Source organism: Bacillus sp. SJ-10, assembly GCF_002843505.1.
Taxonomy (GTDB): Bacteria; Bacillota; Bacilli; order Bacillales; family Bacillaceae; genus Bacillus; species Bacillus velezensis.
This window is the reverse complement of sequence record NZ_CP025258.1, coordinates 764,106-779,554: the sequence shown is the minus strand read 5'-3', so window position 1 is coordinate 779,554 and position 15,449 is coordinate 764,106. Positions and strand designations below refer to the sequence as shown.

Below are 15,449 nucleotides of genomic sequence, written 5' to 3'. Positions count from 1 at the left end.
ATGGCGGCTTTTTTAAATATGAATTAAGAAGGCAGTATCTCCTCTAAACAATCCTCGCTGATTTTATAAGATTTTGGCCTTCTGCTTACCAGCTCAACAAATCCTTGCTGTTCTAAATAATCCATTACTCTGTTAATTTTATGTCTCGATTTATTTGAGAGCTCCATTAAATCTTGCACCGACAGCGTAACCTGATCATTTACAAATACATTAATCGTGATAATGATATTAAAAATATCACGTTCATCCTTATAATCAGCCCATTGATCACTATCAATATAGTTCCTAATTCGTTTCAGTTTCATTAAATTAAATTCAAGATCCTCAATAATCCCTTTTTGTCCTGACAGAAGCAATTCCAGCATATCCATTAAATAAAAAGTCAGCTCTCCCCGGTTTAAAGGTGCGGGAATTTCCTCTAATGCCTTATAATACTTATCTTTGTTCTTATTAACTGCGTAAGAAAAAGTGATGGCTGAATATTTTTCTAAGTATCGGGACAAATAACTCCCAACGATAAGGCGTCCTGTTCTTCCATTGCCGTCATAAAAAGGATGAATGTATTCATAGTAGTAATGAGCTGTCATGTAACGATACAGCTGGGGATGTGTTTCATCATGAAGATAAGCAATTAAAGCCTCAAGCGCTTCTGTTATCTTCTGTTCAGAATTAACGCCGATATGGGTGGTCATGTTCCCATCGTTCACTTCAACATAGCCTTTTCTGAATAGCTCACCATCCGGCGCATCTTCTGCTCCGATTTCATCTGCGACCAGCTCGTCATATAATTCCCTAAAGTCATGAATGCTTGTAAACGACGGAATTCGGTCTATAAATTGATATGTTTTCATCAATCCGACAAACCGCTTATGTGAGGGCTCGGATTGTTCTAACGCTTTAAGAGCCTCTTTCAATTCTTTTTTTGTACTGCGGATTCCTTCAATTTCATTATTACTCTGTGCTTCATTAATAATTAATTTATCAAAATAAGGTTTGACGGCAAATTCGGGGAGCTGACTGATAAGGGATGAAATTTTGGAACTGTTTAACAACACTTCATTATTCAGCTTCATGAGTTTATGTGTATTCACATAAAATAGCTCAAATGAATCGCCCGTGGGTCGGCCTTTTCGGAACCCCCGTATGTTTAATGATGTTGAATAACTGCCATAGCTGCTTGTTCTCTTTTTACATTCTTTCTCATATGAATCAGCATCCATTTTATAAAAAAGCTTAGATAACTTCTCATACTTCATATTACCACCTCGCTTAATTTAAAATTATACACTTTTTTAAAATTATACAATCATTATAGCCTGATTTCTAACAAATATTCCCGCTTTCCAATCAAAACAAAAAACGGCGTACTGCATGGCAGTACACCGTCTGAAGCAATTCAATCTGTCTTTCTCCCTCTCGCCCGATAGATAAGAAATAATCCAATAAACCACAGCGGCGTCAGCAGCAAAGCCGGGCGCGTTGCATCCGCAAACAGCATAATCACCAGAATGACGGCAAACAGCGCCAACACGGCGTAATTGATAAACGGCGCAAACGGCGCCTTGAAAGACGAGCTTGCATGTAAGTCCGGACGGGTTTTTCTGTATCTGATATGACAGACAAGAATCACGCCCCACACCCAAATGAAACAAATCGCGCTGATGGTTGTCACGATGCCAAAGGCCGCTTCCGGTATCAATTTGCTTAAAAGAGCGCCGGCTGACAGCACAATAACCGATATCCATAATGCGCGGCTCGGCACATGATTTTTATTCAGCTTCGCAAAACTTGCAGGCGCTTGTTTCGTTTTGCTTAAGTTATACAAAATCCGGCTTGTTGAAAACATCCCGCTGTTACAAGCAGAAGCAGCAGACGTTAATACGACAAAATTAATGATTCCCGCGGCTAACGGGATGCCGACCAGACTGAAGGTCTTCACAAAAGGACTTTCCGCCGCATTCAGCTGCATCCACGGGTTAATACATAAAAGAATGAGCAATGCCCCGACGTAGAAAAATAAAATCCGTAAAGGAATTTTATTGATAGCGGACGGAATATTTTTTTTCGGATTTGACGTTTCCGCCGCCGACACACCCACTAATTCCACACCGACATAGGCGAAGATCACCATCTGGAACGAAAGCAAAAAACCTGAAAGTCCGTTCGGAAACAAGCCGCCGTGCTCCCACAGATTCGCCGCTGAAACCGTTCCGGTATGCGTTTTGAACCCAATCACCAGCAGAACCACACCGATGACAATTAACGCGAGAATCGTGACTACCTTAATTAAGGCGAACCAAAACTCCAATTCTCCAAAAATCTTAACCGTTAACAGATTAAGCCCTAATAAAATGAGCAAACAGATAAGTGCCGGAATCCACTGCGGAATATCAAACCAATATTTCACATACACACCGACGGCGATCACATCCGCCATAGCCGTCATAATCCAGCAAAACCAGTAGGTCCAGCCGGTGACAAACGCTGCACGCGGCCCTAAATACGCCTCGGCAATATCCGTTAATGATTGGTAGCCCGCTTTAGATAACAGCAGTTCTCCCAGCGCCCGCATGACGAAAAAAAGCGCAATACCTACAATAAAATACGCAAAGATGATAGAAGGACCCGCCAGCTGAATCGCCTTACCGGACCCTAAAAACAATCCGGTGCCGATCGTACCGCCAATGGCGATCAGCTGCACGTGCCGATTCGATAAGTCCCTCTTTAGCTCTCGCTGCTCCACATCTGACTCCTCCTTACCTCTCTAGTGAACGACGAGCAAAAAAAGCCAATAAAAAAAGAGATTGGATGCCCTCCAATCTCATGGTCATAAGAATATCAAATTATATTTGCGCCGCTGACAATCAACAGCATGACAAATACATATTCGGTACTCTTCTGTCCTTTTGCCTGAGATTGTGAACCCTTCGGCGCCGCGGAAAACCCGCGGTCTCTCCAGAAGCCGCTCCTGCTGTAGTGCGACCCACAGCAATCATAGCCTGCTACGTATTGAGTTTCTGATAGGAATACCTATCAGCTAACTTTTTATTTTAATGGAAGTTGAATTCATTGTCAATAGGGGGATGAGCTCACGGCGTTATCCCGGTCCAATTTTCGATGCCTGAAGCGCCGTATTTTCCGTTTTCATTGTCTCAAAAAGGTGTTATGCGGTACTATCATATAAGGTCTAATAATGTAAACATTATGTCATACTTTAAATTCACCTTATCATACAATTGCTCGTAAATAAAAAGGGGATGGACGAGATTGGAAACGAAATATTTAGATCTGCTCGCACAAAAATACGATTGTGAAGAAAAAGTGGTCACGGAAATCATTAATCTGAAAGCGATACTGAACCTGCCGAAAGGAACCGAGCATTTCGTCAGTGATCTGCACGGGGAGTATCAGGCATTCCAGCACGTGCTGCGGAACGGTTCAGGAAGGGTAAAAGAGAAGATCCGCGATATTTTCAGCGGTGTCATTTACGATAGAGAAATTGATGAGCTGGCGGCTTTGGTCTATTATCCTGAGGACAAACTGAAACTGATCAAACATGACTTTGATACGAAAGAGGCATTAAACGAGTGGTATAAAGAAACGATTCATCGGATGATTAAGCTCGTTTCTTATTGTTCTTCCAAGTACACCCGCTCCAAATTGCGCAAAGCGCTGCCCGCCCAATTTGCTTATATTTCCGAAGAGCTTCTGTACAAAACAGAACAAGCCGCCAACAAGGAACAATACTATTCCGAAATCATAGAACAGATCATTGCGCTCGGCCAGGCCGATAAGCTGATCACCGGCCTTGCCTACAGCACGCAGCGATTGGTGGTCGACCATCTGCATGTTGTCGGCGATATTTACGACCGCGGACCGCAGCCGGATAAAATCATGGAAGAGCTGATCAACTATCATTCAGTGGATATTCAATGGGGGAATCACGATGTTCTCTGGATAGGCGCTTATTCCGGCTCAAAAGTATGCCTGGCAAACATTATCCGCATCTGTGCCCGCTATGACAATCTGGATATTATTGAAGACGTTTACGGCATCAATCTGAGACCGCTATTGAACCTTGCCGAAAAATATTACGATGATAACCCGTCTTTCCGCCCGAAAGCGGACGAAAACAGACCGGAAGATGAGATTAAACAAATCACAAAAATTCATCAGGCGATCGCGATGATCCAATTCAAGCTTGAGAGCCCGATTATTAAGAGACGGCCGAACTTTAATATGGAGGAACGGCTGTTACTGGAAAAGATCGATTATGACCGCAATGAAATCACGCTGAACGGAAAAACATATCAACTGGAAAACACCTGCTTTGCGACGGTGAATCCTAAACAGCCTGACGAGCTGTTAGAAGAAGAAGCGGAAGTCATGGACAAGCTGCTGTTCTCTGTTCAGAACTCCGAAAAGCTGGGCCGCCATATGAATTTTATGATGAAAAAAGGCAGCCTTTATTTAAAATATAACGGCAACCTGCTGATTCACGGCTGTATTCCCGTCGATGAAAACGGCAGCATGGAAACGATGATGATAGAGGATAAAGCTTATGCGGGCCGTGAGCTGCTCGATGTATTTGAACGGTTCTTACGAGAAGCCTTCGCCCATCCGGAAGAAACCGATGATCTGGCGACAGATATGACGTGGTACTTATGGACAGGCGAATACTCTTCCCTCTTCGGAAAACGCGCCATGACAACCTTTGAGCGATACTTCATTAAAGAGAAGGAAACGCATAAAGAAAAGAAAAATCCGTATTACTATTTGCGTGAAGACGAAGCAGCCTGCCGAAACATCCTGAAGGAATTCGGCCTCAACCCGGATCACGGCCATATCATCAACGGCCATACACCGGTAAAAGAAATCGAAGGCGAAGATCCGATCAAGGCAAACGGAAAAATGATCGTCATCGACGGCGGCTTCTCCAAAGCCTACCAATCCACAACAGGCATCGCCGGCTACACACTCTTATACAACTCTTACGGCATGCAGCTCGTCGCCCATAAACACTTTAACTCTAAGGCCGAAGTGCTGAGCACCGGAACCGACGTCTTAACAGTGAAACGATTAGTCGACAAAGAGCTGGAGCGGAAGAAAGTGAAAGAAACAAACGTCGGTGAAGAACTGATGAAAGAAGTGGCGATTTTGGAGAAACTGCGGGAGTATCGGTATATGAAGTGAAGAATATGGAGTTCAGAGATGATTCTCTGAGCTCTTTTTTTTACGGTTACGGACTAATGAGTCCCTTTCCCTGTACGTAAAACGGATTTAACCGCTTCTTCAATCTCCCTATAACCCGTACATCTGCAAATATTGGACTCCAGCCAATTTTTTATCGTGTCATCACTTGCATTCGGCTCAGTATTCACTAAAGCATGACAATTCATGAGAAACCCCGGTGTGCAATAACCGCATTGAAACGCGAATTTTTCAATAAAGGCCTTTTGAATCGGCGTATTGATCAGTCCTTCAATTGTCGTAATGTCCTTTCCTTCCCCTTCTGCCGCAAGCATTAAACAAGATTTCATCGGCACCCCGTCCATTAATACCGTACAGGCGCCGCAATCCCCATTTAAGCAGCCCGGCTTTGCACCAGTTAATCCGAGACGAAGACGAAGAGCAAATAACAAAGTATCAGCCGGTCTGACCGTAATCTGTCTTTCCTCGCCATTTACTTTCAACGTAATAGGATCAGACATTTGGACCTCCTTCTAATTCCCGTAAGGCATCTAAAATTGTATGTTGCAAGACAAATATTCGGTATTCACTTGAGCCTTCTGCATCATCAAGAACAGGTTTGGGTACATATTGTAAAGACCTGCGTACTCTTTCTTCGGCTGATCGGCTTTTATCGTTAAGCACAGCCTCCATTTCAGCAGAACGAAACGGAAATGGACATACGCCGCTGAAGGCCATTCTGATCTCATCATCTTTTTTCAGCGCACAGACTGTCACCAATGGATACCCGACATTCCACTGCTGTCTTCTTTTGATACTGACAAATGGCAGGTCAACGTACGCTCGATCGACAACGACATGAAATAAAAAATCTCCTTTTTGCAATTGTATTTCCTTGTTAAATACTTTATTTATGGGACGGTAATGAATCCCCGCTCTCCCTGCAATCCCTAGCAAACTATCAGAAATCAGCAAAGGCAGCACGGCCTCACGGTAATAGATGCCCCCGCAAATGTTTCCGCCCAGGCTGATCTTATTTCGAGTCGTCCGATCGGCTATTTCACTGACTGTTTTACTTAATAGCGGAAATGGATTTTCTTCCTCCAGTTTCGTTAATGACACGCCCGCTCCGATCACCAGATCATTTTCATAAAAGCGGATGGTTTGAAACCCCGGAAGCGCGTTCATATCTATCACCGCATCCGTATAGATGATATTCAGCCTTCCTAACGTGATAATTTCCGTGCCGCCGGAATAATACATTGGTGTTTTCTTTTCGGCCGCAAGCGAGTGAAATAGATTGATTGTTTCTTGAATGGTCTTCGGTTTAAAATAGTCAAAATCAAACGGTATCATCTTTCCACCCCTCTCGCGTCCTCCATAATTGTTCGGGAATGAGAGGAAGTTGATTCAATTGGACACCTAAAGCGGCGGAAAGGCAATTTCCCAATGCTGCCGGCATCCCCAACAGTCCGTGTTCCCCGCCGCCGCGCGCTCCATAAGGCGCAATCACATGCGGGGTTTCAACAAATTCAATGATATATTCAGGCTGCTCTCCATAGTGAAGGGGGCGATATGTTCTAAGCTGAGGATTTAATACTCTGCCATATGAATCAAAGACAAAGGTTTCTCTTCCTCCAAATGCGATTCCCATACTCATCGCCCCCATCACTTGGCCCCTTGCCGCTTTTTCATTCAGTACAGTTCCCATATCCACAACAGAATAGGCTTTTGTAATTCGATACGTATAATCCCGTTTATCCAACTCAACTTCAATTCCCTGAGCACCGACAGCCCACTCGGGTCCCGGCTTTCCTCTTCCCGTTTCCCGGTCTAAATTCGTCATCCGGGTTAATGTGTAATTGCCGCTCGCAATGATTTGGCCGCCAATGGTATTTCCATTCGGAAATGTATATCCGTAAGCAATGTCTTTTATTTCAACATGTACAGAAGGATGATCTATAAAATAAACCTTTCCGTCGGCAACTTCCAATTCCTCGACAGGAACCCGCAACACACATGATGCCACGTCCTTAAGCTTTCGAATGGCTTCCTCCGCTGCATTCAGTACGGCATTTCCGGCCATTAACGTCCCTCTGCTCCCCACGGTTTTCCAATGCTCGGGTGTTGTTTGTGTATCTATAAGCATTTTTACATGAATTTTGCTTATATCCATTTTCATTCGTTCCGCCAGGATTTGAGCTAGCACCGTTTTTGTCCCTGTTCCAATTTCCACTACCCCTGACATCAAATTAATGCTTCCATCGGGATTAAAGGTTAAAATCACCCCGGACGTTGCATTTGTATCAAATGTTGAGGTTTTCCAAATGCAGCTGATTCCCTTCGCCCGTATCTTCCGGCCGTCGATTTCAATTCGCTGTCCCTCGTCCCAATTCATTAATTCCTTCAATCTTTCAATGCATTTCGGCACATTTCCGACCGTGCTTGAATTGAGAAGAACTTGAGTAGGTGTAGTGTCACCGGGACGAATGGCATTTTTATAGCGGAGTTCTAACGGGTCCATGTTCAGCTTTTCCGCCAATACATCCATCGTCCGCTCAAAGGCAAATAACACTTCAGCATGGCTGTAGCCCCTGAATGCACTTGGATATGGATGATTCGTATACATACAATATGAATCACACCGTATATGATCGATAGCGTACGGACCCGTACAATCAACCACCGCAGCCCGGCTGATGTCCACTCCTTTATCAGAATACGCTCCGCCATCAAATAAAAACTGAATGTCTGCCGCCTTTAAGATTCCATCCTTTGCAGCCCCTAATTTGACAATGGCATCCAACCCTATATGAACGGGAGATGTGATCATATCCTCTTCTCTCGTATTAAACAATTTGACGGGCCGGCCTCCAACCGCTTTTGATGCCAAATAGGCAATCACCTCTAACTGAACGGCTGCTTTTCCCCCGTACGCTCCTCCTACTAAAGGCGTTTTGACGATAACCTTTCCGGGTTCGATTCCAAAATACCACTGCATTAATTTTTTAATGGCAAAAGGAGCTTGAGAGGATGTGGTAATGATAATCTCCTCATCCGCGCGAATTTCAGCGATCGAGCATCTTGTCTCCATCGCAGCGTGATCAGAAGGGTTAAAGGAAATCTGGAATTCTGCTGTCACATCACTTTCCCTAAACCCGTCTTCAATATTTCCTTTTCTAACTTTATCCAGGTTTGCGATATTTGTCTTCGGAACCGGGAATACACCTTTTGTCTTCTCATAGCGGTCCGCATGTTCATGGACGAGTGGCGCATCCTTTTGAAAGGCCTCACGGGGGGAATTGACGACGGGAAGAGGTTTATAGGATACTTTGATGGCATCCGCTGCCTTTTTAGCTGTGATCGGATTTTCCGCAACAACAACAGCAACCGGCTCACCATGGTATCTGACCCTTTTATAAGCAATCGGCGATCTGTCTTTAATTTCCTCACCTGCAAGCGGAAAAGGTTCATCCCCCAATATCGCTCTCACGCCGGGAATCTTCCAAGCTTCTGAAAATTCCATAGACACAATATCGGCATGCGCATATGGACTGGTCAGCATTTTTGCGTGTAATGTGCCTGTTTCTTGAAAATCATCCGTATATTTCGCTTTACCCGTCACTTTTTCAAAGGCCTCTTTTCGAATGACACTCTTCCCGATATACTCCAACTCATTCACTCCCCGAATTTATTCAGCAGCAGCGTATAATCTTCAGCTGTATCGACGTCATAAAAAAGCAAAGGGTCTTGAAAGCTGATCATTTTTCCCGTCTTGATCATACTTTCACGGATCACATGCCGGGCGCCCTGATCTCCCTTTAACTGATGCAATACCGGAAAACATTGATTGGAGAATAAAATGGGGGGCATAGGAAGATGTTGATTTTCAGCGGCGATAAATGAATAACGGCGCTCCTTTTGATAGGAATCAATTAACGTATTGATGATATCTGCGGTGACAAACGGCTGATCTGCAAGGAGAATGATAACGGCGTCAGCCTCATACTCTGCCGCTTTTTGTAAACCGCATTGTATAGAATGGCCTTGGCCCTTATCCGCTTGCTCACATTCTGCCTGACTCCACTTATTTGATATGGGATCTAAAAAGAAAAAATCCGAAAGCCAATGCAGTGAATCTCCCTTTCTCGTTATAACGAAAATATGATCTAATTCAGATAACAAGGCATTTTTAAGAGCTATACTTCCCAGAGAGACGCCATTGAGAAATAAACTTCGCTTATCCGTTCCCATGCGTCTGCTTGTACCGGCTGCCAGGTAAATGGCTGCTGTTTTCATAAGCGGGACCTTTGTTTTCGCATTTCTTTAATCATCTCGCCGACAATGCTTACAGCAATCTCTTCAGGTCCTTGTGCCCCGATGGGAAGTCCGATAGGGGAATGAATATCTTCCGGAATCTCCGCTCCGCCTAATAGCCGCTCCGTGCGCCTTCTGGGGCCTAAAACGCCTTTATAAAACACATTCTCGTTTTTTAATGTATGTAAAATGATCTGATCTTTTTGAAAGCTGTGCGTCATAATGACAACAAAATCCCTTTTTGTCATGCTCAGCCCTTCCATGACTTCTTCCGGTGCTCCTGTAATCAAATGGCCGGCTTCAGGAAAATGTCCGTGATGACATAAAGCGGGGCGCCAGTCAATCACCGTCACATGAAAACCCGTACCGGCTGCCAACGAAACTAACGGCTTCGCATCTTCCCCTGCTCCGAAGACATATAAACAAGGTTTTGGCACCATCTGATGGATAAAAAATAAATCAGATGTATGTTCATCCCTTTTGATTCCCTTTTCTATCTGTCTCAGTTTTTGAATACGGCCTTGTTCCATAACATCCCCGGTTCCAAACACGCTGCCGTCTTCAGCTATATACAGATCTTCCTTCGGCTCTAACGTTTCAGTGAATCGTTTCACTCGGGTCACAGACTTTTTTTCATCTAAGCATGTCTTGACTGTCATCAGATTTCGTTCCAATTCTCCTTTTACAGGCTCAAGTAAAACCGTCAAAACACCATTACAGCCAACGCCCTGTCCCCAGGATAAATCGTCTTCCGCGCTCATATCAAAGCGGACAATCAACGGCTGTCCTGCAGCCCAGACCTGTTCTGCCCGTTCAACGAGATCTTCTTCCAGACAACCGGCGGATAACATTCCGACTCTTGTTTTATCCCCTAAAATCAGCATCGAAGCCCCTTCTTTCTTATAAGCGGACCCCTCTGTTTTAATGATGGTAGCCAGTACCTTAGCTTTCTTAGAATTGGCGATGACATCCAAAATCCGGTGTATATCATCCATCTCATGTCCCCCGCTTTTACCTGATCATATCTGCATCTGTATATCCGTATTCTTTATTTCCGGAAAACATTACAAACGCTTCAGCAATTTCTTCGTTTCTAAAAAAAAAGAGTCTTTATAGACCTTATGACCGGGCGGCGGGTGCGACAGCATGTCGGAGCGGAGAGATTCCAATAACATGTCCTGTTCCTTCTGTTTCCAATTGTCTGTTTCACCCTGCTGTATGCCTTTAAAACCCGCAAAGTATTCACTTAACACTTGTAAATCATTCCCCAGCTCCCTTTTGTCACTTGAAGATAAAGCTCCTTCTTTTTCCCATTCTTTTAACGTTTTCACTATATTTGATAGATACTCAAATCCGGCGCTCAACTTTTGCATCTCTATTTGATAGCTTGAAATGATGTTTTTATGTTTTTTTCTGACGGGGTTGAATTTTAAGCTGTCAGAGGCTGTTTGCAGCATCTCTTTTGCCGTATGCAGCTCCCGCAGAAGATGGTTCATTTTATATTCCATAAGGTTCCCTTTTCCTTGTCCCCACTCTGATTGCACCCATTTGGAGAGGTCTGAAAGTGTGCCGGAAAGCTGACGAGCCAATGTTTGAAAAGAGTCCGCTGCCTTTTTTGTGTAGTCCGGCGGAAAAAGGAACATGTGAACCAGAATGGCGATGATGACGCCGATCACCGTATCGATGATTCGGTCGAATGCATAATCTTTAGAGTTTCGTTCAAACGTAAAGACCAACAAAATGGTGAGCGCTGCCTGATGTAAAACCGTTACATCTATTCGCAACCACTTGGCAATATAGGTTCCGCCTAATAGCAACAGCCCCAGCATCCAGCCATTCATTGGCAAGTGACTGACAAGATAGGACGTTAACATGATCCCAATCGCAGTTCCCGCAATACGATGAAAAGAAAAGCGAATCGACTGATCTATCGTTGGCTGCAAACATAAGATAACAGACAGCGGCGCTAAATAGGGGTGATCAGAGCCCGCCAGTTTTGCCGCTTCCCAAGCAATAGCAGATGCAATCGCCATCTTCCAAACCAAAGATGTTTTGTTTTGAATTTTTTCACTTTTCATCATACGCCCCCTCCTTTCAGAAACCTTTTCCACTAGGTTTCCGTTTCGCAAAGGGATTTATACTGTTGTAGGGAAAAAGCGGAAGAAGCTGTGATTCAGAGGGGGATTCTTGAATGACGGCTTCTTTTTTTGGGGTTGGGGAAGCATTGGGAAACGATGCATTATTGAGGACTCGTTGCAGTAAATGCGCTTTAAGAAACGTGAGGTGAAGTTTTGGCTAGCGGAGAAATGTAGTCAATTAAAAGAAAGCAAAGGAGAAAATCCGATCAAGGCAAACGGAAAAATGATCGTCATCGACGGCGGCTTCTCCAAAGCCTGTCAATCCACAACAGGCATTGCTAGCTACACGCTACTGTACAACTCCTATGGCATGCAGTTCGTCGCCTATAAACACTTTGACTCAAAGGCAGAAGTTCTGAGCATCGAGACTGACGTCTTATTAACAATGAAAAGATTAGTTGACAAAAAGCAGGAGCGGAAGAAGTTAAGGGAACGAATGTGGGTGAGAAACTGCTGAAGGAAATGGTTATTTTGGAGAGGTTGCAGGAGTATCGGTATATGAAGTGAGGGCTGTGGGGTCCAGAGATTATTCTCCGGGCTCTGTTTTACAATCGATTACAAATCATCAAAAACCTCTCAAATAAAGTTTGAGAGGCTCACTATCAAACATGAAAAGTATTCATATTGCGATCAGACCTTATGATTCCGTCTACATTCTCGGCAATCGATTTATAATTTTGTTTTTTTGATAAACGATCATAATCCCCAACAATATAAAACTCTTTTTTTGCACGTGTAACTGCAACATTAATTAAATTAGGCTTTGAGCACGACCAATTTGCCGCTCCATCACTATTTTGATCCGTCCCCACTACAAAATAAACAGTGTCGGCTTCCTTTCCTTGAAAAGTATGAATAGTTCCTATTGAACTGCGAGTCCAATCATTCACCATTTTCTTTGGTACGCCCAATTCTGCCAACCGCTTTTTAATCGTTTTTTTGAGGCCATCTTTTACTGCTGTAAAAGGAGTGATAACATATATATCAGGAGCATTTGATGCATTTTTCCATTCAGAATAAATTTCCTCCGCTACTAAATCTGCCTGTTCTTTTACAAACTGTTTATTAGTCGCTACTCCCTTACAGTCAAACCATCCGCTTCTCCCTTTTTTCTTTACAGCTAAAACCATTTTATTATCATAAGCAATTTGATTGGAGATTGTAAACATCGGATCTAAGCATCTCCTGTGAACCCATAAAGGAGCGCCTACCCACTGTCCTTTACTGCTATACATTCCAAATGGATTCGCCATATCCGCCAGTGATTGTACAGAACTCCCTATTTCAATAAACCTATCTTCAATACCATAATATTTTTTTATATCTCCTAATATTGTTCGATCAATGGTAACAACCGGTTCTATCTGGATTGGATCACCAACAACGATAGCTTTTTGAGACCTCCATAATGCACCTGCCGCTTGTTGTGGAGTAGCCTGCCCCGCTTCATCAATAAACAAGTAACGAATAAAATCGCGTCCAATTCCTTTATACATTGTTCGAACACTGGCAAAGGTTGTACTGATTACTGGTGTGATTAAATGAATTACTCCCCACATATGTTGTAAACACGTTCTATGCTCAGTCTGATTTAAATCTAACTTACTTCGATAATTTAACAAACGCAGACTTGATTTTATCGCGTTATAATTAAATATCAAAAACATTTTGTGAATCTTCATACCCTTCAAAAAAAGAAGTCCTCTTTCAAAATTCAATTCATCTGTTAGCCAGGGAGTATTTAATTGCCTATATTCGTATGTACTTTGAGTATCACTCCAATAATGATCATCGGGTATCACTAATCCCTGTTTATTGTATTTATTGTTGATAGAATCCCAAAAGCTGTTTAACTCTAACCTCATTTGATTTGATCTCTTTTGCAAGAGACTCAATTCTTTCTCTTCAATTTTTATTTTCATAGTTAGTTCCTTCAATTGACCCTCTAGCTGTAATCTTTTATCTCTCTTTTTGTGAAAAATTCTTTGAAAAAAGGTTGGTTTAGATAGTGATAACGCGTAAATTTCTTGCTCTAATAGCTGCTTCTTCTGTTTATAATGATCTGTCTTTAACACCGACTTTTCCTTTTCTACCTCTAACAACAATAGCTGATTATCTACCTCTCTAATTTTCGCAAAATTTTCACATAAAGATTGCAGCTCTGCTTTTTTCTTTTTTACTGACTTCAATGTTTGTCGGAAATCTGCTACAGCATCTTTCCAATCTTTCAAGCTTATTTTTTTATATTCCTGTTCCAATTGTTCAATGAATGACAGTTCACACTCGTCATTATTTCTATAATAAAGTTTTTTAAAATAATGCGATATATTCCCTGACTTTCCTAAAGATGCCGAAAATAAACCCCAAGTATCTGTATTTTCTTTGAGAAGAGCTTTTGCAGCAAAGGGATACAATGATAATTCCTCTGCTTCTAATGCATATGCTTCTTCATAAGAAGAAAATTCACTTTTATCCGTAACTTTTCGTATTATTTCCTCTTTTTTTGGAAGGTCGTTTGAAATATTTTCAACCGCACCATTATTACTTGAAGCCACTACCATAGAATACTGATTAATAGATTCATTTATTTCATAAATAGTATATGGATAGCCATCTAAATCTAGTTTCTTCACCTTTTTCAAAGCTTTTTCAGGATGTTTAAAACACGCCATTTTTTCTGCTTTTTCAACCATAAGATTTGCAAAAATATCTTTTAACAGTGTCGTTTTTCCTGTTCCTGGTGGGCCATTCACAGAACTTATCTTTTGATTGTTATTTATAATTTGATTTACAGCTACTTGCTGCATTAAGGATAATCTATGTTCTACAGGGGACGGCCACCTGCCGTTAGGTACATTTTTAGGTTGCAAAACATCTTCAATTACAACTCTATTTTCATCAATGTTCGTTCTATTATCGACCCCTTCAATAAATTTCCGTAGTGTTTCATTTTCTCCTTGCGTGATGATGTCACTCAAGTCATCTAAGAAAAAACTATGAAAATTATTTACCCCTCCCTCTTGTCCAACCTTTAAAATTTCTTTCTCAAAATAGTGAAGTGCCAGGTTATCTATTCGTAAAAAATAACGCTCGTAAACTTCTAGTACTTTCTTAAGGGCTTTCTCTGTTACTCCATTCACAAAAATAACATCAACCTGTTCCTCAAATAGCTTCAATTGATCTCGAAATGTAATCATTAAATCATCATATGTTACTTCAAGATGTTCGGTTATTAATTTCATCACATACATAAGTACAGGAACAAAAACAGAATCCTTTACATAATTGCCTGTTTGGTCAACTAAAAAAGACACGCTAAATAGCATTTTCTGGTCTCTATTTATCATTTCTTCATTATTTCGGAATAGATCACGTAGATAACTAACAAGTTTATGTTGCTCAAAGCAACCTAAATAGTAACGAAATTGAATAAATTTTTTATCAGAATCCTTTAAATGATGCCTCTCCCAAGGCCTTTCAGAAAAAAGAACTTGTTCTGTTTTCTTTCGTTGTTGACCATCTAAAAAATAGTTTCTGCCCAATTCATCTCCTATACCATTAACTACGCTTGGTGATAGAGCCTCAACTAAGTGCCATGCCTTTAATACAGAATTTACATCAATCTTTCCCATAATTCCCTCCTATTTTGTCAACGTCAATCGGTTATTATTCTTTATTGATCCAAATGGAACCATTCTCTCTTCTCTTTTTTCGACACAATTGAATATATATTGAATAAATACTACATCTTACTTTTACTCTAAGATTACCTTGTCAATTTATGATACGATGGAGTAAAAAGAC

General features: G+C 42.0%; 10 protein-coding genes, 1 pseudogene and 1 riboswitch. Of the genes and pseudogenes, 2 read left to right on the top strand and 9 right to left on the bottom strand.

All coding sequences use genetic code 11. From position 1 onward, the window contains the following. Nucleotides 1–23 precede the first annotated feature (23 nt). Both CXL14_RS04025 and CXL14_RS04020 read right to left on the bottom strand, forming a co-directional pair. The gene (locus tag CXL14_RS04025) at nt 24–1,256 is read right to left on the bottom strand and encodes a Fic family protein (RefSeq protein WP_014419312.1); all 1,233 of its coding nucleotides are present in this window, start codon (nt 1,254–1,256) and stop codon (nt 24–26) included. Nucleotides 1,257–1,396: 140 nt separating this feature from the next. Continuing rightward, nucleotides 1,397–2,743: an amino acid permease gene (locus tag CXL14_RS04020; protein ID WP_014419313.1), complete on the bottom strand. Its 1,347-nt coding sequence runs from the start codon at nt 2,741–2,743 to the stop codon at nt 1,397–1,399. A 145-nt stretch (nt 2,744–2,888) separates the two neighbouring features. Continuing rightward, nucleotides 2,889–2,969: riboswitch (glycine riboswitch) on the bottom strand. A 298-nt stretch (nt 2,970–3,267) separates the two neighbouring features. On the opposite strand from CXL14_RS04020, the gene fbp reads away from it, so the two are divergent. After that, nucleotides 3,268–5,193, top strand: coding sequence for a fructose-1,6-bisphosphatase (fbp, locus tag CXL14_RS04015; RefSeq protein ID WP_014419314.1), 1,926 nt, complete (start codon nt 3,268–3,270; stop codon nt 5,191–5,193). 53 nt (nt 5,194–5,246) lie between these two features. Here fbp and CXL14_RS04010 read toward each other — a convergent pair whose 3' ends face one another. From CXL14_RS04010 to CXL14_RS03985, 6 genes are all read right to left on the bottom strand, one after another. Continuing rightward, complete coding sequence (locus tag CXL14_RS04010) at nt 5,247–5,711, bottom strand: (2Fe-2S)-binding protein (protein ID WP_101287693.1); 465 nt, start codon at nt 5,709–5,711, stop codon at nt 5,247–5,249. Continuing rightward, on the bottom strand, nt 5,704–6,546 hold the full coding sequence (locus CXL14_RS04005) for an FAD binding domain-containing protein (RefSeq protein ID WP_101287691.1): 843 nt from the start codon (nt 6,544–6,546) through the stop codon (nt 5,704–5,706). Before CXL14_RS04005 ends, CXL14_RS04010 begins: the two co-directional genes overlap by 8 nt. Further along, nucleotides 6,533–8,863, bottom strand: a complete 2,331-nt coding sequence (locus CXL14_RS04000; protein ID WP_101287689.1) for a xanthine dehydrogenase family protein molybdopterin-binding subunit — start codon at nt 8,861–8,863, stop codon at nt 6,533–6,535. The genes CXL14_RS04005 and CXL14_RS04000 overlap by 14 nt, the downstream gene beginning before the upstream one ends. Before the next feature lie 5 nt (nt 8,864–8,868). Next, nucleotides 8,869–9,489: an NTP transferase domain-containing protein gene (locus tag CXL14_RS03995; RefSeq protein WP_101287687.1), complete on the bottom strand. Its 621-nt coding sequence runs from the start codon at nt 9,487–9,489 to the stop codon at nt 8,869–8,871. After that, nucleotides 9,486–10,502: an XdhC family protein gene (locus tag CXL14_RS03990; protein ID WP_101287685.1), complete on the bottom strand. Its 1,017-nt coding sequence runs from the start codon at nt 10,500–10,502 to the stop codon at nt 9,486–9,488. Before CXL14_RS03990 ends, CXL14_RS03995 begins: the two co-directional genes overlap by 4 nt. Before the next feature lie 69 nt (nt 10,503–10,571). Beyond that, nucleotides 10,572–11,588, bottom strand: a complete 1,017-nt coding sequence (locus tag CXL14_RS03985; protein ID WP_101287683.1) for an FUSC family protein — start codon at nt 11,586–11,588, stop codon at nt 10,572–10,574. Nucleotides 11,589–11,823: 235 nt separating this feature from the next. On the opposite strand from CXL14_RS03985, the pseudogene CXL14_RS03980 reads away from it, so the two are divergent. Next, nucleotides 11,824–12,152: pseudogene (locus CXL14_RS03980) on the top strand (fructose-bisphosphatase class III); the annotation flags it as partial. Between the two features lie 95 nt (nt 12,153–12,247). Here CXL14_RS03980 and CXL14_RS03975 read toward each other — a convergent pair. Beyond that, nucleotides 12,248–15,277: a DEAD/DEAH box helicase gene (locus tag CXL14_RS03975; RefSeq protein WP_101287681.1), complete on the bottom strand. Its 3,030-nt coding sequence runs from the start codon at nt 15,275–15,277 to the stop codon at nt 12,248–12,250. Nucleotides 15,278–15,449: the final 172 nt, after the last annotated feature.